Source organism: Nonomuraea mangrovi, assembly GCF_042681425.1.
Classification (GTDB): Bacteria; Actinomycetota; Actinomycetes; order Streptosporangiales; family Streptosporangiaceae; genus Nonomuraea; species Nonomuraea mangrovi.
Window position 1 is genome coordinate 25,586 of sequence record NZ_JBHUFV010000041.1, and the last position, 18,737, is coordinate 44,322.

Consider the following 18,737-nt stretch of genomic DNA (forward strand, 5'->3'; position numbering starts at 1 on the left):
GGGTTGGACCGGTCAGCGTGTTGGAGGTGGCGTGAGGGACGGACTTGAAGGGCTCCTGGACGGCAGGCGTCTGTCGCCGGTGCAGCGGCGGATCGCGCACTACCTGTCCGACCATCTGGACGAGGCGATCTTCCTGTCCAGCGTGGAGCTGGCGGAGCGGGCGGGCGTGAGCCAGCCCTCGGTGACCAGGTTCGCGATGGTGCTGGGCTTCGGCGGCTATCCCGAGTTGAGGCAGGCGCTGCGGCCTCTCGTGCTCGGCGGCAGGCCGGAGGGCGGCAGCCTGCTCAAGGGCGCGATCGACGACGAGATCCGCAACCTCACCCTCATCCGCGAGCGCCTGGCGGGCCTGCCGCTGAAGGAGCTCGGCGAGTCGCTGGCCGCCACCGAGCCGCTGCCCGTGCTGGGACTGCGTGTCTCGTCCGGGCTCGCGACCACGTTCGCCTACTTCGCCAGGCGCGTCCACCCCGACGTCCGCCTGCTCGTCCACGGCGGCTCCGAGCTGGTCGACGGGTTGCACGCGGCGCGCAGGGCGGGCGCGGAATGGGTGGTGGCGGTGGTCCTGCCGAGGTATCCGGCGGAGGTCGTGCAGGCGCTGGAGTACGCGGGCAAGCTGGGCCTCAAGACCGCCGTGATCACCGACAGGCCCGGCTTCCCCGCCGACGTCGTGCTGGACGCGCCGGTGGGGGAGCGGCTGGTGTTCGACTCGCACGCGGCGCCGCTGGCTCTGGCCATGGCCCTGGTGGAGGCGATGGCGGACGCGGCGCCGCTGCGGACGCAGGCCAGGCTGGAGGAGTACGAGCGCATGACGGAGGAGACGGGGACCTTCCAGTCAGCCGGCGAGCCTGCGTAGGGAGCGGACGGACCAGGTGACGGTCAGCGCGGCGAGCGCGAGCATGACGCCGAACGCCAACGGGATGGACGCGTCGCCCAGCGAGCCGGCGAACAGTGCGCGACCGGCCTCGACGGGGTGGTAGAAGGGCGTGAACCAGGCGATCCTCTCCAGCCAGTCGGGTCCGAGCGCCATGGGCAGCAGCGCGCCCGACAGCAGCATCAGCGGCAGCGCGAAGAACTGCATGATCTGGCCCATCGCGTTCTCGTCGCGCAGGCCGAGTGCCAGGCCGTAGGCGACGCCGGAGGCGAACAGCCCGGTGACGCCGAGCAGAAGCAGCATGAGGATCAGGCCGAGGACGCCGATGCGCAGCCCCATCAGCAGCGCGATGAGGATCACCGCGAGCGACTGGATCATCAGCGCGACCACGTCGCGCAGCATCCTGCCGAGCACGATCGCGGGCCGCCACGTGGGACTGACCGCAATCCGCTCCAGCACGCCGCTGCGGATCTCGTAGATGGTGCCGTAGGCGACGCCCATCGAGCCGAACAGCGCGGTGATCACCAGCATGCCGGGGGCGAAGGAGGTCAGGGCCTTGCCGAGGTCGCCCTGGAAGGCCATGCCCGCGTAGAGCGGCGCGAACAGCAGCAGGTACATCACCGGCTGCATGATGCCGAACAGCGGCCAGATCGGGTTGCGCAGCGTGTTCCTGACCTCGTGGCCGAAGAACAGCGAGGTGTCGCGGATCATGCGGCGGCTCCGGTGTCGCGCAGGGACCGGCCGGTCTTGGCCAGGAAGACGTCGTCGAGCGTGGCCCGTTCGAGGGCGATGGAGCGCAGCGGGAGCCCTTCGGCCTCGAGCGTGCGCAGGAGCGGCGGCAGCGCGTGCTCGCCGTCGTCGACGTAGACGCGGAGCATGTCGTCGTCGACGCGGGTCTGCTTCGCCATCGGGCCGAGCACGGTCGCGGCCCGCTCCAGTTCGTCGAGCCTGAGCGTGACCACGTCGCCGGACACCGACCGTTTCAGCTCCGCCGGGGTGCCCTCGGCCACGACGACGCCGTGGTCGACGATCGCGAGCCGGTCGCAGAGCGCGTCGGCCTCCTCCAGGTAGTGCGTGGTCAGCAGGACGCTGGTGCCCTGCTCGCGCAGTTCCCTGATCCTGTCCCACAGGTTGGCGCGGTTCTGCGGGTCGAGGCCGGTGGTCGGCTCGTCGAGGAACAGCAGCGGCGGGGTGTGGACCAGGCCGAGGGCGATGGCGACGCGGCGCTTCTGACCTCCCGAGAGGGTACGGCCCGGCCGGTCGGCGATCTCGGAGAGGTCCATCTTCTTGAGGATGTCGTCGGCGGCCCGTGCTGGTTCGGGCACACCGTAGATCTTGGCCGCGAACACGACCTGCGCGCGGGGGGAGTTCTGCTCCTCCACCCCGCCCGCCTGGCTGACGTAGCCGAGCCTGCGCCTGATCTGGCCCGGCTCCTTGACCAGGTCGTACCCGGCGATCCTGGCGGTGCCCGCGTCAGGGGCGATGAGGGTGGCGAGCATTCTGATCGTGGTGGTCTTGCCGGCGCCGTTCGGGCCGAGCACGCCGTAGATCTCGCCGCTCTTGACGTCCAGGTCGACGCTCTTGACCGCCTCGACGGTCTGCGTGCCTTTCCTGCTCTTGGTGACGAAGGTCTTCTTTAAGCCTTGCGCACTGATGATCATCAGGGGAGGTCTCCTTCTTCGACCTTTTCGATGGCTTCCCGTACCCAGGTGAGCTGGGCGTTGAGCATGCCGATGTTCAGCCGCAGGTTCTCGTCGACGTGCCGGGGGGCGCCGAAGGCCTGCTTGCTGCCCAGCGCCCGGTTGAGCATGGCGATCGACCTGGTGAGCTCATCGGCTCTGGTCCGCAGCGCATCCTTGAGCATCGGCCTGTCGAGCCTGTCCATGAAGGTCATGGCCACCTGGAAGGGGTCGACGATCGGCCTGATCTCGTACCAGAGCGTCATGAGCAGGCGGTGGAACTCGAACCGGCCGTCGTCGGTGATCGCGTACACGGTCTTGCCGCCCTTGCCGCTCTCGACGACGTCGAGCAGTCCCTCGTCCGCCATCTTGCCGAGCCCGTGGTAGATCGAGCCGAAGGCGACGTTGGCCCACTGGTCGGTGCCCATCATCTCGAGGCGGCGCCGTACCTGGTAGCCGTTCATCGGCTCGTCCAGCAACGTGCCGAGGATCAGAACCCGCGTTGTCTGCACACTCAAATTTGAATACAAACTTGAGTATGGTGTCAACCATGAAGGAGATCGTGAGAGAGGACGACGGCGCCCTGCTCGGCTATGTCGGGCGGGTCGAGGGCGGCTGGCAGCCGATGACCGTCTTCGGCTACCCCCTGGGCCCGGCGGCCGGGCAGGACGCGGCCGAGGAACCCGTCAGGCGCGAAGGGCTCGACAGGCTCGCCGGCCGCTGGGAGTTCCGTTCCGGCGGCGAGTGGTACTCCTGCGTCCTGCAGGAGGCCGACCTCGCGCGGGTGCGCGTCAGGCCGACCGATCCCGGCTATCCGGGCCACGAGCACTCGCTCGAGCTGTCCAGGCCGGGGACGGGCGAGCTGCGGCCCCTAGGCTGGCGGCCATGAGAACCGCACTGATCACAGGGGCTTCGAGGGGTGTGGGCGAGGCGATCGCCAGGGCGTTGGCGCCCACCCACCGGCTGATCCTGGGCGGCCGCGACAGGGCCGCGCTGGACGAGGTGGCCGCCGGCCTGCCCGACGCCCGGGTATGGCCGGTGGAGCTCGCCGAGGTCACCGAGCGCGACGTTGAGGGCATCGACCGGCTCGACGTGCTCGTGCACAGCGCGGGCGTGGTCACGCTCGGGCGCGTCGAGGACACCCCCGCCGAGGTGTGGCGGCGGACGATGGACGTCAACGTGATCGCCGTCGCCGAGCTGACCAGGCTGCTGCTTCCAGCCCTGCGGGCGGCGGGCGGACACGTGGTGCTGATCAACTCGGGTGCCGGCCTGCGGGCGAACCCGGGATGGGTGTCGTACGCGGCCAGCAAGTTCGCGCTGCGCGCCTTCGCCGACGGTCTGCGCCTCGAAGAGCCCGCGCTGCGGGTCACGAGCGTCTATCCCGGGCGCGTCGCCACCGACATGCAGCGTGGCGTGCGGGCGCAGGAGGGCGGCGCGTTCGAGCCCGAGAAGTACCTGGAGCCCGAGACCGTGGCCAGGGCCGTGGTGGCGGCGATCGACGCGGGAGCCGACGCCCACCTGACCGAGCTCACCCTGCGCCCCAGCGAGGGCCCGGTCTCCTGACGCGCCGACCGCGGAGGGTCCGTGGATCCGCTCGGGAGCGAAGCCCGCCCAGGGAAGCCGGCGCGCGGCGGATCCGCGGATGACCCGGGGTGTCGGAGTGGGTGAATGGATTCATTCACTAGAGTGAAGGCATGCTGGATGAACTCTCGCGTATCGGACGGGATCCCGCGACCAACGGCTACGTGCGGGACGCGTGGTCGCCCGCTGACATGGAGTTGCGGGAGTGGTTCCGGCAGGAGGCCGCCAACCGCGGCCTCGGCCTGCACGACGACCGCAACGGCAACCTGTGGGCCTGGTGGGGTGATCCGGACCGCGAACCCGGCGTGGTCACGGGCAGCCACCTCGACTCCGTACGGCAGGGCGGCGCGTTCGACGGCCCCCTCGGGGTCGTGTCCGCCTTCCGCGCCCTCGACCTGCTGATGGCCAGGGGCTTCACCCCGTCGAAACCGGTCGGCGTCGCCTGCTTCACCGATGAGGAGGGCGCCAGGTTCGGTGTGCCGTGCATGGGTTCGCGGCTGCTGACCGGCGTGCTCGACCCCGGGAGGGCCAGAGGCCTGACCGACGACGACGGCGCCTCCATGGCCGAGGTGCTGCGCGCGGCCGGCCGGACGCCGGAGGACCTGGGCAGGGACGACGAGACCAGGGCCAGGATCGGCGTGTTCGTCGAACTGCACGTGGAACAGGGACGCGGGCTCGCCGACCTCGACGAGCCCGTCGGGGTGGCGAGCGCGATCTGGCCCCACGGCAGGTGGCGGTTCGACTTCCACGGCGAGGCCAACCACGCCGGGACGACGCGACTCGAGGACAGGCACGACCCGATGCTCGACTACGCCCGCGCCGTCCTGCAGGCGCGCGAGGCGGCGGAGAAGCACGGGATCGTGGCGACGTTCGGCAAGGTGCGGGTGTCGCCGAACAACGCCAACGCCGTCCCCGGGCTGGTCTCCGCGTGGCTGGACGCCAGGGGCGGCGCCGAACCGGCTGTCAGAGCCCTGGTGGAGGAACTGTCCGACGGCAGGAACGTGAGCGAGGAGTCGTGGACGCCCGTCGTCGACTTCGAGGTGCCGCTGCGCGACCGGCTGGCCGCCGCCGTCGGCTCCGCCCTCGCTGACGTGCGGTCGGCGGGGCGGCGTCCCGCCCCCGTGCTGCCGACAGGCGCGGGCCACGACGCGGGCATCCTCGCGGCGGCGGGAGTCCCCGCGGCGATGCTGTTCGTGCGCAACCCCACGGGCGTCTCCCACTCGCCGAAGGAGCACGCCGAGGCCGACGACTGCGCCCACGGGGTCACCGCCCTCGCGGGCGTGCTGGAGGAACTGGCGCGATGACCGTTTACTGGTGCGAACTCGCCCTGCTCCCCGAGGGCGTCGCCGACAGCGTGCTGATCGAGGTCGAAGGCGATCGGATCGTCGCGGTGGGCAGGGACGTCCGGCAGGGGGTCGTCCTCGAAGGGCTGACCATCCCCGGCATGGCCAACGCCCACTCCCACGCCTTCCACCGGGCGCTGCGGGGCGCCACCCAGACGGGCAAGGGCGACTTCTGGACGTGGCGCGAGCAGATGTACGAGGTGGCGGGCGCGCTCGACCCCGACTCCTACCTGAGGCTCGCCAGGGCGGCCTACGCCGAGATGGCCATGGCGGGGATCACCAGCGTGGGCGAGTTCCACTACCTGCACCACGGGCCGGACGGCGTGCCGTACGACGATCCGAACGAGATGGGGCACGCGCTGATCCAGGCCGCGCGAGAGGCGGGCCTGCGCATCGCGCTGCTGGACACCTGTTACCTGACCGGCGGGGTCGGCACCGCGCTCCAGGGGGCGCAGCGGCGCTTCGCCGACGGCACCAGCGACGCGTGGGCGGTCAGGGCCGAGGGCCTGGCGGCCGCCTACGAGGGGCGGCACGACGTCGAGATCGGCGCGGCCATCCACTCCGTCAGGGCCGTGCCGCCGGAGCAGATGCCGACGGTCGCCGAGTTCTCCCACAAGCACGCGGCCCCCCTGCACGCGCACGTCTCCGAGCAGCGCGCGGAGAACGCGGCCTGCGTCGAGCGTTACGCCGCCACGCCGGTCCAGGTGCTGCACGAGCACGGCGCGCTCGGCCCCCGCTCCACCGCCGTCCACGCCACCCACCTGGCCGAGGTCGACCTCGAACTGCTCGGCCACTCGGGCACCCACGTCTGCATGTGCCCGACGACCGAGCGCGACCTCGCCGACGGCATCGGTCCCGCCCGCGCGCTGTTCGACAGGGGTTCGCCGATCACGCTCGGCTCCGACAGCCACGCCGTCGTCGACCTGTTCGAGGAGGCCCGCGCGGTCGAGCTGAACGAGCGCCTCGCCAGCGAGCGGCGCGGCCACTGGCGCGCCTCCGAGCTGCTGACCGCCGCCACCTCCGCCGGTCACGCGTCGCTGGGCTTCCCCGACGCGGGAAGCCTCGTCCCCGGCGCGTGGGCCGACCTGGTCTCCGTGCGCCTCGACTCGGTCCGTACGGCGGGTGCGACACGCGAGAGCGCCGTGGAGACGATCGTGTTCGCGGCGACGGCCGCGGACGTGCACAGTGTGATCTCGGGCGGTCGGAGGATCGTCACCGACGGCCGGCACGAGCTGGGAGACGTCGGGCGGATGCTGAACGAGGCGATCGGAGCGATCAGGTGAGTACCCTCATCGACGGGATCGGCATGCTCTTCGACGGGCATGTCGAGCACCTCGACGCCGCGGTGGTCGTCGAGGGCGAGCGGATCGCCTGGGTGGGCCCCTCCAGCGAGGCGCCCGCGTGCGACGAGCGCCACGACGTCGGCAGGAGATGCGTCATCCCCGGCTTCGTCGACAGCCACGCGCACCTGGTCTTCGCCGGTGACCGCACGTTCGAGTTCAACGCCCGCATGTCGGGCCAGAGCTACACCGCGGGCGGCATCCGCACGACGGTCGAGGCGACCAGGTCGGCGGGCGAGGCGGAGCTGGCCACGCGGGCGGCGTCGCTGGTCGAGGAGATGACCGCCCAGGGCACGACCACCGTGGAGATCAAGAGCGGTTACGGGCTGACGGTCGAGGACGAGCGGCGCTCGCTGGAGATCGCCACCTCGCTGACCGACGAGACGACCTATCTGGGCGCGCACGTGGTGCCGGCCGGCGCCGACGCCGACGAGTACGTCAGGACCGTGACGGGTGAGATGCTGCGGGCCTGCGCGCCATACGCCAAGTGGGTGGACGTCTTCTGCGAGCGGGGCGCGTTCGACGGCGACCAGACGCGCGAGATCCTCCAGGCGGGGATCAAGGCGGGGCTGCTGCCGCGCGTGCACGCCAACCAGCTCACCGAGGGTCCCGGCGTGCGGATCGCGGTCGAGCTGGACGCGGCCTCCGCCGATCACTGCACGCACCTGACGGACGCCGACGTCGACGCGCTGGCCTCCTCCAACACGGTGGCCACGCTGCTGCCGGGAGCGGAGTTCTCCACGCGTTCGCCCTATCCCGACGCGCGCCGGCTCATCGACGCGGGCGTCACCGTGGCGATCGCCACCGACTGCAACCCCGGGTCGTCGTTCACCTCGTCGATGCCGTTCTGCGTGGCGCTGGCCGTACGGGAGATGGGGATGACGCCGATGGAGGCGGTCAGGGCCGCGACCTACGGAGGGGCGAGGGCGCTGCGCCGCGACGACATCGGGCTGGTGCGCGCGGGCGCGCGGGCCGATCTCGTCGTCCTGGACGCGCCGTCGTTCGTGCACCTGGCCTACCGGCCGGGAGTGCCCCTCGTGCGGCAGGTGTGGCGGGCGGGGGAGCGGGTGCGTTAGGCCTGCGATTCATCCTGTGGTTGGAGCCGCCGTACCTGGCTCGACCTGCGGCGGGGACGGCGGATCGGCGCCGGCCCCGCCGCTTTTCGCTGGGCGGGCCAGGCGTTTCTCATCCCTGAGGAGGAGCTGCAGAACCGTCCTCTGGTCGTAGTTCTTTTGGGAATCTTTGCTTCGGGTCGGACGTTGCCGGGATATAGAACGCAGCTGCGGGAACGAGGTGCCTGGGGATGGCAAGGCCTACGGGGAATCGCACGCAGGAGGTCGCCGATCGCGACCTGCTCGGGACCTATCTGGCGGAGATAGGCAGGGTCCCGCTGCTCACCGCCGAGGAGGAGGTCGAGCTCGCCAAGCGGATCGAGGCGGGGCTGTTCGCCGAGCAGCTGCTCGACAGCGGGGGCTCGGAGCCGCGGATCGGGGACGCGGCCGACGAGGAGCTCGAGCGACTGGCGATCTCGGGACAGCGTGCGAAGGACGAGTTCATCCAGGCCAACCTGCGACTGGTGGTCGCGGTGGCTCGGAAGTACTCGGGGCGGGGGATGCCGCTGATCGACCTGGTCCAGGAGGGGAACCTGGGGCTGGTGCGTGCGGTGGAGAAGTTCGACTACCGGCGGGGGTACAAGTTCTCGACCTACGCCACCTGGTGGATCAGGCAGTCCGTGGGGCGCGCCATCCACGAGCAGGCCCGCCCTGTGCGGCTGCCCACCCACGCGGGTGAGCAGATGACGAGGCTGATGCGGGTACGGCGCGACATGCTGGCGGAGTTCGACGCCGAGCCGACCGACGACGACCTCGCGAAGGTGCTCGACCTGCCGATCGAGCGGGTGCGCGAGCTGCGCCGCTGGGCCTCCGACCCGGTCTCGCTGCAGCTCGGCGTGGGCGACGAGGACGAGACCGAGCTGGGCGACATGATCGCCGACGAGACGTGGGCGGACCCGGAGCAGCAGGCGATCGACATCCTGGAGCGCGAGCGCCTGGACGAGTGGCTGACCGGGCTCGAGGGCCACACCAGCGAGATGCTGCGCTGGCGCTACGGCCTGCTCGACGGCCGCGAGCACACGCTGACCGAGGTCGGCGAGCGCTACGGCATCGGGCGCGACCGCGCCCGCCGGATCGAGCGCGACGCTCTGGCCAGGCTCCGCAAGATGGCCACCGCCGCCGCCTGAGACCGCCTTCCACCGGCCCGCGCTTTCACGGGCCGCAGGCTCGGCAGACCCCGGCCGCCGACCGCCCGCACGGTTCGAACCGCGGGCGCGCGGCCGGGGTCTTTCGCGTTCGAGCGCCGCCGGCTCCCGGCGCCGCGCGGCTAGCCCGTGAGGGGACGGCCCGCGTAGCGCAGTCCCGTGGCCTGGATCAGGCCGGCGTCGATCGCGTCCCGCTCCTCGCCGCCCCCGCGGTCGGTGAAGAAGTACGGCCCGCGTTCCATCGCCACGGGCTCGAACCAGCGGCCCAGAGCCGCCTCCTGGTCGGCTCCCGTGTGCAGGCCTTCACCAGAGGCCCAGCCGCCGACATAGGCCGCCCACGGCAGCCCTGAGGCCTGCCAGCGGTCCCTGTGCGAACTCAGCCAACCGTGTTCGTTCTCGTTCTCGGGCGAGGGCGCCCGCAGCCGCTCGAAACACCAGCGCGCGGTCGCCTCGTCGAACAGCTCCCGCGCCCACTCGACGACGACGAACGCGCCGCCGGGCCGCAGCGCGCCCGCGACCCTGCCGAACACCTCGTCCAGGTCCTCGACGTGGTGCAGCGAGGCGCAGGCGACGACGGCGTCCACCCGCCGGGCAGGCTCGTACTGCTCGAACAGCGTCCGGTGGTACGGCGGGCCCTCGGGCGCCTCGGGGTCGACGCCCGCCGCGCCGTACCCGAGGGACAGCAGGCGGGGCACGAAACCGCCGGAAGGGCCGCAGCCGATCTCCACCACGTGGGCGGGCGCGGGCGGCAGGTGGTCACGGTAGAAGGACCAGTGGTAGTCGTTCACACCTGCGAGCATCGGGCGGGCACGCCATGAGGACAACTGCGGGTCGGACAGACCGGCCATGCATGGGGCGCATGTCAGGTCAGCGGCGTCAGGTACTTGTCCAGGTCGTCGAGGATCTTCCCGGCCGCCGTGACGCCGATGCCGAGCATCCACACCTCGTCGTCCACGTTGTGCGCGTTGCCGGATGTGACCGCGCCGAGGTTCTTCCACAGCGGGCCGCCGGTCACCTCGGCCTGGCTCTTGGCCGCGGCGTCGCCGTACGCGCTGTAGAAGAGGGCGTCGCCGTCGGCCTTCGCGATGTTCTCCTGGCTCAGCTTGCCGAACCGCTTGTCGTCCTGGTCGGCGAGCAGCTGCGCCTCGGGACGCTGGACGCCCGCGTCGCCGAGCACGATGCCGCTGAAGGACTCGGGGCCGTACATCCTGATCTCGGTGGGCATGAAGCGCACGAGGCTCACCTTCAGCTTGGTGAACTTCGCGCCGACCTGCTTGGCGCGCTCCTCGTAGGCCGACATCAGCTTCTCCGCCTCGGCCTTCCTGCCCAGCGCGTCGGCGTCGAGGAGGAAGTTGTCCTTCCAGGTGATGCCGACCTTCTCGGTGTACACCGTGGGAGCGATCCTGCTGAGCTTGTCGTAGAAGGCGGCCTGGCGGAACTTGGTGCCGAGGATGAGGTCGGGCTTGAGCGCCGTGATCGCCTCCAGGTTCGGCTGCTGGAGGGTGCCGACGGACTTGGTGGCCGCCAGGGCGGAGCCCAGGTAGGCGGGCCACTTCTGGCTCTCGCCCGCCTGTGCGGCGCCGACGGGGGTGAGGCCGAGCGACACCATGGTGTCGAGCTTGTCGGTGTCGAGGACGACGACCCGCTTGGGCGCCTCGGGGACCTTCGTCTCGCCCATCGCGTGCTTGATCGTCCGGGTCGGTCCTGTGGCCGCCCCTTCGGGGGTGGAGGCGCCGCACGCGGTGAGCGCGAGGGCGGACAGCAGGGCGGCGGCCGTGAGCCCGGCCAGACGGAACGTCATCACTGGTTTCCTTGATCGCTTAGGTAAGGCAACCCTAAGTGTAGTACTGGCCCGTCCGAAACACTCGCGAAACACCAGAGTGCGGAGTTTCACGCATGCGAAACATGTGAGGTAAAGCCACGAAACGGCAGAAGAAGACGCTGTGGCCACACGTCAGTGCGCTGCTGGGGGCATCCACTGCGACACGTACAGGCCGAAAGTGAAGGAGGGTCGCGTCGATGATCGATAGCGGCACTACCGCCTGGATGCTGGTATGCACCGCCCTGGTGCTGCTGATGACTCCGGGCCTCGCGTTCTTCTATGGGGGTATGACCAGGGCGAAGAGCGTCCTCAACATGATGATGATGTCGTTCGTCAGCATCATCGTGGTGACGGTCGCCTGGGTCCTCTACGGGTACTCGCTGGCGTTCGACGCCTCGGGCAGCGACACGCTGAACTTCGTCGTCGGCGGCCTGGACAATCTCGGCCTGAGCGGTGTCTTCAACGCCGTCTACGAGGGCCTGATCGTCCAGGGCGGCCAGGTCACGGCGGAGGCGGCCGCGGCCGACAACTTCCCGATGATGGTCTTCTCCGCCTTCCAGCTCACCTTCGCGATCATTACGGTCGCCCTGATCAGCGGCGCCATCGCCGACCGCGCCAAGTTCGGCGCCTGGGTCGTCTTCTCCCTGGTGTGGGCGACGGTCGTGTACTTCCCCGTGGCCCACTGGGTCTGGGGCGGCGGCTGGCTCGGCCAGCTCGGCATCGAGGACTTCGCCGGCGGCACCGTGGTCCACATCAACGCGGGAGCCGCGGCCCTCGCGCTCGCCCTCGTGCTCGGCAAGCGCCACGGCTGGGGCAAGGAGCCGATGCGCCCGCACAACCTGACGCTGGTCCTGCTCGGCACCGGCCTGCTGTGGTTCGGCTGGTTCGGCTTCAACGCCGGCTCCGAGCTCGCCCCCGACCAGACCGCGGGGCTGGCCTTCATGAACACCCAGATCGCCACCGCCGTCGCGGCGGGCGCCTGGCTCGTGGTGGAGAAGCTGCGCGACGGCCACGCCACCACCCTCGGCGTGGCGTCAGGCGCGGTCGCCGGTCTGGTCGCGATCACCCCCGCGTGCGGCTTCGTCGACCCGTGGGCGGCCATCGTCATCGGCCTGCTCGCCGGTGTGGCCTGCGCCTACGCGGTCGGCCTGAAGTACCGCCTCGGCTTCGACGACTCCCTCGACGTGGTCGGCGTGCACCTGGTCGGCGGCGTCATCGGCGCCGTCTCCCTGGGCTTCCTCGCCGCCTACCCCTTCCTCCCGCAGCAGAACGAGGGCCTGCTCTACGGCGGCCCGATCAGCCAGCTCGGACTCCAGATCCTCGGCCCGATCGCGGTCGGCGGCTACTCGTTCGCGGTGTCGTGGGTCGCGGCCAAGGTGATCGACAAGACAATGGGCTTCAGGATCGACGCCGACAAGGAGCTCGCGGGCGTCGACATCACCACGCACGCCGAGACCGGCTACGACCTGGGAACCGTGCACGCCTCGGGCGTGTCCGCGTCCTCGGCGCTCGCCACGACCCCGAAGAAGGTGGACGCATGAGGCTCATCACCGCCGTCATCAAGCCGTTCAAGCTGGACGACGTGAAGGCCGCGCTGGAGCAGTTCGGCATCAAGGGCATGACGGTCAGTGAGGCCAGCGGCTACGGCCGCCAGCGCGGGCACACCGAGGTGTACCGCGGCGCCGAGTACCAGGTCGACCTCGTGCCCAAGGTGCGCCTCGAGGTGCTCGCGGAGGAGGACGACGCCGAGGAGGTCATCGACGTCATCGTCAAGGCCGCCCAGACGGGCAAGATCGGCGACGGCAAGGTGTGGTCCGTCCCCGTCGACACCGTGATCCGGGTGCGCACCGGAGAGCGCGGTCCCGAAGCGCTGTGATGGGACGCAGGCCGGAGGCCCGGGCAGAACCCGGCCGGAGGACGCGGTGAGAGCGGACGCCCGATCGTTCGCCGCGGCCCGCAAGGAGCGGGCCGCGGACACCGACCGCTGGCTGAAGGACCTGCTGCGGACGGCGAACCCCGGCGGCGACGGCGTCGCGCTCGTCGCCGTCGGCTCCCTCGGCAGGGGAGAGCTGGCCCCCGGCAGCGATCTCGACCTGGTCATGCTGCACGAGGGTGGCGAGGACGTCGCCAGGCTCGCCGACCGGATCTGGTACCCGATCTGGGACTCCGGTGTCGGCCTCGACCATTCGGTCCGCACGGTGGACGAGGCCGTGAAGGTCGCCCGCGAGGACCTGAAGGTCGTGCTCGGCCTCATCCAGGCCAGGCACGTCGCGGGCGACCCCGAACTGACCAGGAGGGCGAGAGAGTCCGTGCTCGCCGAATGGCGGGCCGACTCCCGCCGCAGGCTCGCGGAGCTGCGAGAGGCGGCCGACAAGCGGGCCGAGACCAGCGGGGAGGTGGCCTTCCTCCTCGAACCCGATCTCAAGGACGGCCGCGGAGGGCTGCGCGACGTCCAGGCGATGCAGGCCGTGGCCGCCGCCTGGGTGGCCTCCGCTCCAGGCCCGCGCGTCCGCGAGGCGTACGAGCTCATCCTCGACGTACGGCACGCGCTCCACGTCGTCACCGCCCGCGGCGCCGACCGGCTGGTCCTGCAGGAGCAGGACGCGGTGGCGGGCACGCTGGGCCTGCTCGACGCCGAGGCGCTCATGCGCAGGCTCGCCGAGGCGGGCAGGACGGTCTCCCACGCCTTCGACACCACCTGGCGCACCGTCGACCGGCTGCTGTCGGGGCCCGTCCCCCGCGGTCGCAGGCCGCTCGCCGACGGCGTGGTCGAGCACGCCGGCGAGGTGGTGCTCGCCCGCGGCGTCACCCCGCGCACCGACCCCGTGCTGGTGCTGCGCGCCGCCGCCGCGGCCGCCGAGTCGGGGTTGCCGCTGGCGCCCGCCACCGTCTCGGTGCTGGCCGGTCAGTCGGCGCCGATGCCGGTGCCGTGGCCCGACGAGGCGCGCGACGCGCTCGTGGCGCTGCTCGGCGCCGGGCGCGCCGCCGTCCCCGTCTGGGAGGAGCTCGACCAGGCGGGCATCCTGGTGAAGCTGCTGCCCGACTGGGAGCGCGTACGGCACCGCCCCCAGCGCAACCCCATCCACCGCTTCACCGTCGACCGTCACCTCATCGAGGCCGCGGCCAACGCCGCCGCCTACACCCGCGAGGTCGCCCGCCCCGACCTGCTGCTGATCGGGGCCCTCCTGCATGACATCGGCAAGGGCTGGCCCGGCGACCACTCGGTCACAGGAGTGGTGGTCGTGCGCGACATCGGCGCGCGTCTCGGGCTGCCGCCGCAGGACGTCGAGATCCTCGCCACCGTCGTCCGCCACCACCTGCTGCTGCCGGAGACCGCGACCAGGCGGGACCTCGACGACCCCGTGACGATCGAGAAGGTCGCCGGCGCGGTCGGCTCGCGCGAGGTGCTGGACCTGCTCGCCGCGCTGGCCCGCGCCGACGGCAACGCCACGGGACCGGCCGCGTGGAACGCGTGGAAGGCCTCGCTCGTCGACGATCTCGTGCGCAGGGTGCGCAGCGCGCTCTCGGGTTCACCGCTGCCTCCCGCCCCCGCCCTCTCGCCCTCCCAGGCGACGCTCGCCAGGCATGGCGGCGGCGCGATCAGGGTGAATGGGACAAACGTCACAGTCGTCGCTCCGGATCGCCCCGGACTGCTCTGGCGGGCGGCCGGTGTCATGGCCGCGCACAGGCTGGTCGTCCGCTCGGCTTCGGCCGCTTCCGCGAGCTCCACGGCCGTGATCGAATTCTCCGTCATCCCCGAGTACGGCACGCCGCCCGACCCCGCGACTCTCGAGGCTGACCTGCGCCTTGTCCTGGCCGGACGGCTGGACATCGAGCAGCGGCTGGCACGCCGTACGCGATCGGTGCGACCCGCCAGGGTGCCGGTCGCCCCGCCCCGCGTCACCTTGATCGACGACGCCTCCACGACGGCGACCGTCGTGGAGGTCAGAGCCCATGACCGTCCGGGCCTCCTGTGGCGTATCGGCAGAGCTTTCGGGGAATGCGGGCTTGACGTGAAAGCCGCTCGCGTGGAGACTCTCGGCGCGGAGGCGGTTGACGTCTTCTACGTAGTGGACCGCGCCGGACGCCCCCTCAGCGACGACGCGCAGCGGACCCAAGTCCGCGATCACGTGCTCGCTGCACTCCGATAAACATCGCAACGGTCTGCGGTCACATTTGTAACGATTGTGTCCGTTTTGCCTGGTACGCGAGTTGTGGCGGATACGTTGTGGGGCGAATTACGGTCTTTATGATTCCTGTTGCGGAACAGGGTGTTGAGGGGTAACGACGGCTGTGACGACGGTGACATCCGGCGGCGGACGCACCGCCAGGCGGGACCGCGGGAAGCGGTCGATGCCACGAATCGGACTGCGCAACTGGCGCGTGAGATCTCGACTCACCGCCCTGATCCTGGTGCCCACCATCGCGGGTGTCGTGCTGGGCGGGGCGAGGGTCGTGTCCTCCGTGGACAGCATCGGGGTCTACGACCGCACGGTCGTCGTGGCCCAGCAGGCCACCGACATCCGCGACCTGGTCCAGGCGCTCGGCATGGAGCGTGACACTGGCGGCTGGTTCTACGCGACCAGGCAGCGCAAGCAGCTCAAGCAGCCCTACGAGGAGAGCAAGGACGTCGTCGACAAGCAGGTCAAGGCCGTCCTGGCCGACCTGGGCGCGATGGACGCCTCCTACGGCCCCCGAGTCGAGCAGGCCGCCAAGCTCGCCGCCGCCCAGCTGAGGTCGCTGTCGGCGATCAGGGCCCAGCAGCGCGCCAGGCCCGACTCCGGCGCCTACCGCTACCTCGTCGAGCAGCTCGTCCGCGTCCACGAGGAGCTGAGCCTCCTCAACAGCGACCCGCAGATCCTCGGTGACTTCCGCGCGCTGACCGTGCTGGTGAAGGCCAAGGAGGAGGTCTCCAAGCAGCGGATCATGCTGCTGGAGTCCTACTACGGCTCCTCCAAGGTCGACGCGCAGCGGGTGACCGACTTCATCGCCGCGGGCTCCCAGCAGTGGCAGCTGGTCAACAGCTTCGCCGCCGACGCAGGCGCCACCAGGGCCACCGCCCTCGCGACGGGACTGCGCAACGACAGCGACGTGGTCCGCGCCGAGCTGACCAAGGCCCGCGCCATCCGCCTGACCAACGACGGCCCCGCCTTCCAGGCCAGGGCGCTGCTCGTCGACCCCACCCAGTGGTTCGAGGACAACGCCAAGGCCATCGCGGTCATGCAGAAGATCGAGAGCAACCCCGACCCGAAGAACCCGGGGCTCGCCCAGGCCGTGACCAGCCGCGCCGAGGAGCTCAGGAGCGCCGAGCTGCGCACCGCCCTCCTCATCGGCGGCGGCATCCTGCTCGTGCTCCTGCTGGTGCTGCTGTTCACCGTCCTCATCGCCCGCTCGATGGTCACCCCGCTGCGCCGCCTGCGCAGCGAGGCGCTCGACATCGCCGGATCCAGGCTGCCGGACGTCGTGCGCAACCTGCGCGTCTCCGGCAACCCCACCGTCCCCGAGATCGAGCCGATCGACGTCGAGGGCAAGGACGAGATCGGTGAAGTGGCGCAGGCCTTCGACGAGGTCCACCGCCAGGCCGTACGGCTCGCGGCCGAGGAGTCCGAGCTGCGCAGCAACATCAGCGCGATGTTCGTCAACCTCTCCCGCCGCACGCAGACGCTGGTGGAGCGGCAGATCTCGCTGATCGACGGTCTGGAGAAGGGCGAGCAGGACGGCAGCCGTCTCGCCGACCTGTTCAGCCTCGACCACCTGGCCACCCGCATGCGCCGCAACTCCGAGAACCTCCTGGTCCTCGCCGGCCACGAGCCGACCCGCAGGCGCAGCCAGCCGGCCAAGCTCGTCGACGTCGTCCGCGCCGCCCTGTCCGAGGTCGAGGACTACGAGCGCGTCCAGGTCAAGGTGCACCGCGCGACCGCGGTCGTCGGCAGCGCCGCCAACGACCTGGTCCACCTGGTGGCCGAGCTGGTCGAGAACGCCATCCAGTTCTCGCCCAAGAACAGCCAGGTCATCGTCTCCAGCAGCATCATCGAAGGCGGAGGCGCGCTCCTGTCGGTGAGCGACATGGGCATCTCCATGAACGAGGCCGAGCTCGCCGAGGCCAACAGGCGTCTGGCCGAGCCGCCCGTCGTGGACGTGTCGGTCTCCCGCCGCATGGGCCTGTTCGTGGTCGGCCGCCTGGCCCTGCGCCACGGCATCCGGGTGCAGCTGCGCAAGGGCGAGGGCTCCGGCCTCATCGCGATGGTGCTGCTGCCGCCGACGCTGCTGCCCGACGCCAACCAGCCGCCGCCCCCGCAGCGGCCCGCCTTCGGCGGCAGCGCCTCCACCGCGCCGGCCTCTCCCTCGCCAGCCTTCGGCGCGCCCGCGCAGAACGGGGCGTTCGCCGCCTTCGAGTCCTTCGACTCCAACGGGTACGGGCAGGCCTCCCGCCAGGGCTTCGGCGCCTTCACCGCCGACACGGGCGGCGACAGCGGCGGCTTCTTCCGCCAGCAGCCGCCCTCGCAGCAGCAGGGCGGCCGGCACCCGTCGTTCCCGAGCATCGACCTGAGCGCGATGCCGAACCTCGACCAGACGGCCCAGCACCCCGGCGGCTCGCACCCGTCCTTCCCCAGCGTGGACCCGAACGGGCAGCACCCGTCCTTCCCGAGCACGGACGCGAACGGCCGGCACCCGTCCTTCCCCAGCGTCGACAGCGGGCTGCCGCGCCGCGCCCCCAGGCCCGACAACGGCAACACGGGCGCGTTCCCGACGCCGCCGCCCCCGGCGCAGGCGCCGTCCTACCCGTCGGCCGAGCAGTTCGCGCCGTGGGAGGAGCACACCGCCTCCATGCCCGCGGTCGACAGCTCGCCGCTGGAGCCCGAGCAGGAGGAGTTCCTGCCGATCTTCGCGTCGGTGGAGTCCGCCTGGTTCAGGCGTCCCGAGGAGGCCGCGCCACCGCCCGCCTCCTCCGCCGGTCCAGCCGGGCCCGCAGCGGGGCCGTCCACCGGGCCCGCGGCCTCGCCGAGGCGTGAGCCCAAGTACCACATGCCAGAGGCGCAGCAGCCCGCACAGGCCGTACCCTCTGATGGTGACCTGTGGCGGACCCCCGCCGACGCAGGGTGGCGGGCAGCGGCCGCGGCCAGTGACCCCAGCCTCGGCGGCATCACCGCCGCCGGTCTCCCCAAGCGCACCCCCAAGGCGAACCTGGTCCCCGGTACGGCGGGTCAGGCGCCCCAGCAGATGACCCCGATGCCGCCGGTCTCGGCGGATCGGATCAGAAACCGGATGTCCAGCTTCCAGCAGGGCGTCCGCAGGGGACGCGCGGAACTGAACGACGAGTCCGCCCCTAACGGGTTGGATAAGGAGGACTAGGCGTGAGCGAGCGTCGCGAGCGAACCAGTGGACACACCACGTTCGTCACGCTTCCGACGAAGGAGGAAGCGTGACGACCTTGAGCCACGAGGCCCACAGGTTCGACTGGCTGATCACTGACTTCGTCAGGAACACCCCCGGAGTGGCCCACGCTGTCGTCGTGTCGGCCGACGGCCTCTGCCTGGCCAGCTCCGAGGGCTTCCCGCCGGACAGGGCCGACCAGTTGGCAGCCGTGTCCGCGGGCCTGCTCAGCCTCACCGTGGGCGCCTCGCGCGTCTTCGAAGGCGGACCTGTGACCCAGACGGTCGTGGAGATGCAGCGGGGCCTGCTCCTGGTGATGGCCATCAGCGACGGCTCCGTCCTGACCGTCCTGGCCTCGCCGGACTGCGACATGGGTCTGGTGGCCTACCAGATGACCCTGCTGGTGGATCGCGCCGGCCAGGCGCTGACCCCGGCTCTCCGCGCGGAACTCCAGGCTGCCAGGACCCGGTGAT

Annotated in this window: 17 protein-coding genes; 12 read left to right on the forward strand and 5 right to left on the reverse strand. The window is 71.2% G+C overall.

Annotated features, from left to right (window positions below; genetic code table 11):
- The first annotated feature begins 31 nt into the window (after positions 1-31).
- Positions 32-850 carry a MurR/RpiR family transcriptional regulator gene (locus ACFSKW_RS27325; protein WP_379575313.1) on the forward strand — a complete coding sequence of 273 codons (819 nt, stop codon included), beginning with the start codon at positions 32-34 and terminating at the stop codon, positions 848-850.
- Here the strand turns inward: ACFSKW_RS27325 and ACFSKW_RS27330 are convergent.
- From ACFSKW_RS27330 to ACFSKW_RS27340, 3 genes are read right to left on the reverse strand one after another with little or no spacing between them, the layout of a single operon-like run.
- The gene (locus ACFSKW_RS27330) at positions 830-1,579 is read right to left on the reverse strand and encodes an ABC transporter permease (RefSeq protein ID WP_379575314.1); all 750 of its coding nucleotides are present in this window, start codon (positions 1,577-1,579) and stop codon (positions 830-832) included. The two genes, ACFSKW_RS27325 and ACFSKW_RS27330, sit on opposite strands and share 21 nt — an antisense overlap.
- Positions 1,576-2,529, reverse strand: coding sequence for an ATP-binding cassette domain-containing protein (locus tag ACFSKW_RS27335; protein ID WP_379575315.1), 954 nt, complete (start codon positions 2,527-2,529; stop codon positions 1,576-1,578). Before ACFSKW_RS27335 ends, ACFSKW_RS27330 begins: the two co-directional genes overlap by 4 nt.
- The gene (locus ACFSKW_RS27340; RefSeq protein WP_379575316.1) at positions 2,529-3,059 is read right to left on the reverse strand and encodes a PadR family transcriptional regulator; all 531 of its coding nucleotides are present in this window, start codon (positions 3,057-3,059) and stop codon (positions 2,529-2,531) included. The genes ACFSKW_RS27335 and ACFSKW_RS27340 overlap by 1 nt, the downstream gene beginning before the upstream one ends.
- A 38-nt stretch (positions 3,060-3,097) precedes the next feature.
- Here ACFSKW_RS27340 and ACFSKW_RS27345 point away from each other — a divergent pair, with 38 nt between their 5' ends.
- The 6 genes from ACFSKW_RS27345 to ACFSKW_RS27370 all read left to right on the forward strand — a co-directional run bounded on the left by ACFSKW_RS27345 (position 3,098) and on the right by ACFSKW_RS27370 (position 9,050).
- A complete protein-coding gene (locus ACFSKW_RS27345; protein WP_379575317.1) occupies positions 3,098-3,436 on the forward strand; it encodes a hypothetical protein in 339 nt (112 codons plus the stop codon).
- Positions 3,433-4,110 carry an SDR family oxidoreductase gene (locus tag ACFSKW_RS27350; protein ID WP_379575318.1) on the forward strand — a complete coding sequence of 226 codons (678 nt, stop codon included), beginning with the start codon at positions 3,433-3,435 and terminating at the stop codon, positions 4,108-4,110. The genes ACFSKW_RS27345 and ACFSKW_RS27350 overlap by 4 nt, the downstream gene beginning before the upstream one ends.
- 131 nt (positions 4,111-4,241) lie before the next feature.
- Positions 4,242-5,432, forward strand: a complete 1,191-nt coding sequence (locus tag ACFSKW_RS27355; protein ID WP_379575319.1) for an allantoate amidohydrolase — start codon at positions 4,242-4,244, stop codon at positions 5,430-5,432.
- Complete coding sequence (locus ACFSKW_RS27360) at positions 5,429-6,754, forward strand: formimidoylglutamate deiminase (RefSeq protein ID WP_379575320.1); 1,326 nt, start codon at positions 5,429-5,431, stop codon at positions 6,752-6,754. The genes ACFSKW_RS27355 and ACFSKW_RS27360 overlap by 4 nt, the downstream gene beginning before the upstream one ends.
- Positions 6,751-7,887, forward strand: coding sequence for an imidazolonepropionase (gene hutI, locus ACFSKW_RS27365; protein WP_379575321.1), 1,137 nt, complete (start codon positions 6,751-6,753; stop codon positions 7,885-7,887). Before ACFSKW_RS27360 ends, hutI begins: the two co-directional genes overlap by 4 nt.
- A 227-nt stretch (positions 7,888-8,114) precedes the next feature.
- Positions 8,115-9,050 carry a sigma-70 family RNA polymerase sigma factor gene (locus ACFSKW_RS27370; RefSeq protein WP_379575322.1) on the forward strand — a complete coding sequence of 312 codons (936 nt, stop codon included), beginning with the start codon at positions 8,115-8,117 and terminating at the stop codon, positions 9,048-9,050.
- 140 nt (positions 9,051-9,190) lie between these two features.
- On the opposite strand, the gene ACFSKW_RS27375 is transcribed toward ACFSKW_RS27370, so the two are convergent.
- Positions 9,191-9,856: a class I SAM-dependent methyltransferase gene (locus tag ACFSKW_RS27375; RefSeq protein ID WP_379575323.1), complete on the reverse strand. Its 666-nt coding sequence runs from the start codon at positions 9,854-9,856 to the stop codon at positions 9,191-9,193.
- A gap of 74 nt (positions 9,857-9,930) precedes the next feature.
- Positions 9,931-10,869 (reverse strand): ABC transporter substrate-binding protein, encoded by a 939-nt coding sequence (locus tag ACFSKW_RS27380; RefSeq protein WP_379575324.1) that lies wholly within the window; start codon positions 10,867-10,869, stop codon positions 9,931-9,933.
- A gap of 218 nt (positions 10,870-11,087) precedes the next feature.
- On the opposite strand from ACFSKW_RS27380, the gene ACFSKW_RS27385 reads away from it, so the two are divergent.
- From ACFSKW_RS27385 to ACFSKW_RS27405, 5 genes are all read left to right on the forward strand, one after another.
- Positions 11,088-12,431 carry an ammonium transporter gene (locus ACFSKW_RS27385; protein ID WP_379575325.1) on the forward strand — a complete coding sequence of 448 codons (1,344 nt, stop codon included), beginning with the start codon at positions 11,088-11,090 and terminating at the stop codon, positions 12,429-12,431.
- Positions 12,428-12,766, forward strand: a complete 339-nt coding sequence (locus ACFSKW_RS27390; protein ID WP_183648817.1) for a P-II family nitrogen regulator — start codon at positions 12,428-12,430, stop codon at positions 12,764-12,766. Before ACFSKW_RS27385 ends, ACFSKW_RS27390 begins: the two co-directional genes overlap by 4 nt.
- A gap of 46 nt (positions 12,767-12,812) precedes the next feature.
- Entirely contained in the window at positions 12,813-15,041 is a 2,229-nt protein-coding gene (locus tag ACFSKW_RS27395) for a [protein-PII] uridylyltransferase (protein WP_379575326.1), read from the forward strand.
- Positions 15,042-15,243: 202 nt separating this feature from the next.
- Positions 15,244-18,243, forward strand: coding sequence for a nitrate- and nitrite sensing domain-containing protein (locus ACFSKW_RS27400; RefSeq protein ID WP_379575327.1), 3,000 nt, complete (start codon positions 15,244-15,246; stop codon positions 18,241-18,243).
- 70 nt (positions 18,244-18,313) lie between these two features.
- Positions 18,314-18,736, forward strand: a complete 423-nt coding sequence (locus ACFSKW_RS27405) for a roadblock/LC7 domain-containing protein (RefSeq protein WP_183648813.1) — start codon at positions 18,314-18,316, stop codon at positions 18,734-18,736.
- Position 18,737 lies beyond the last annotated feature (1 nt).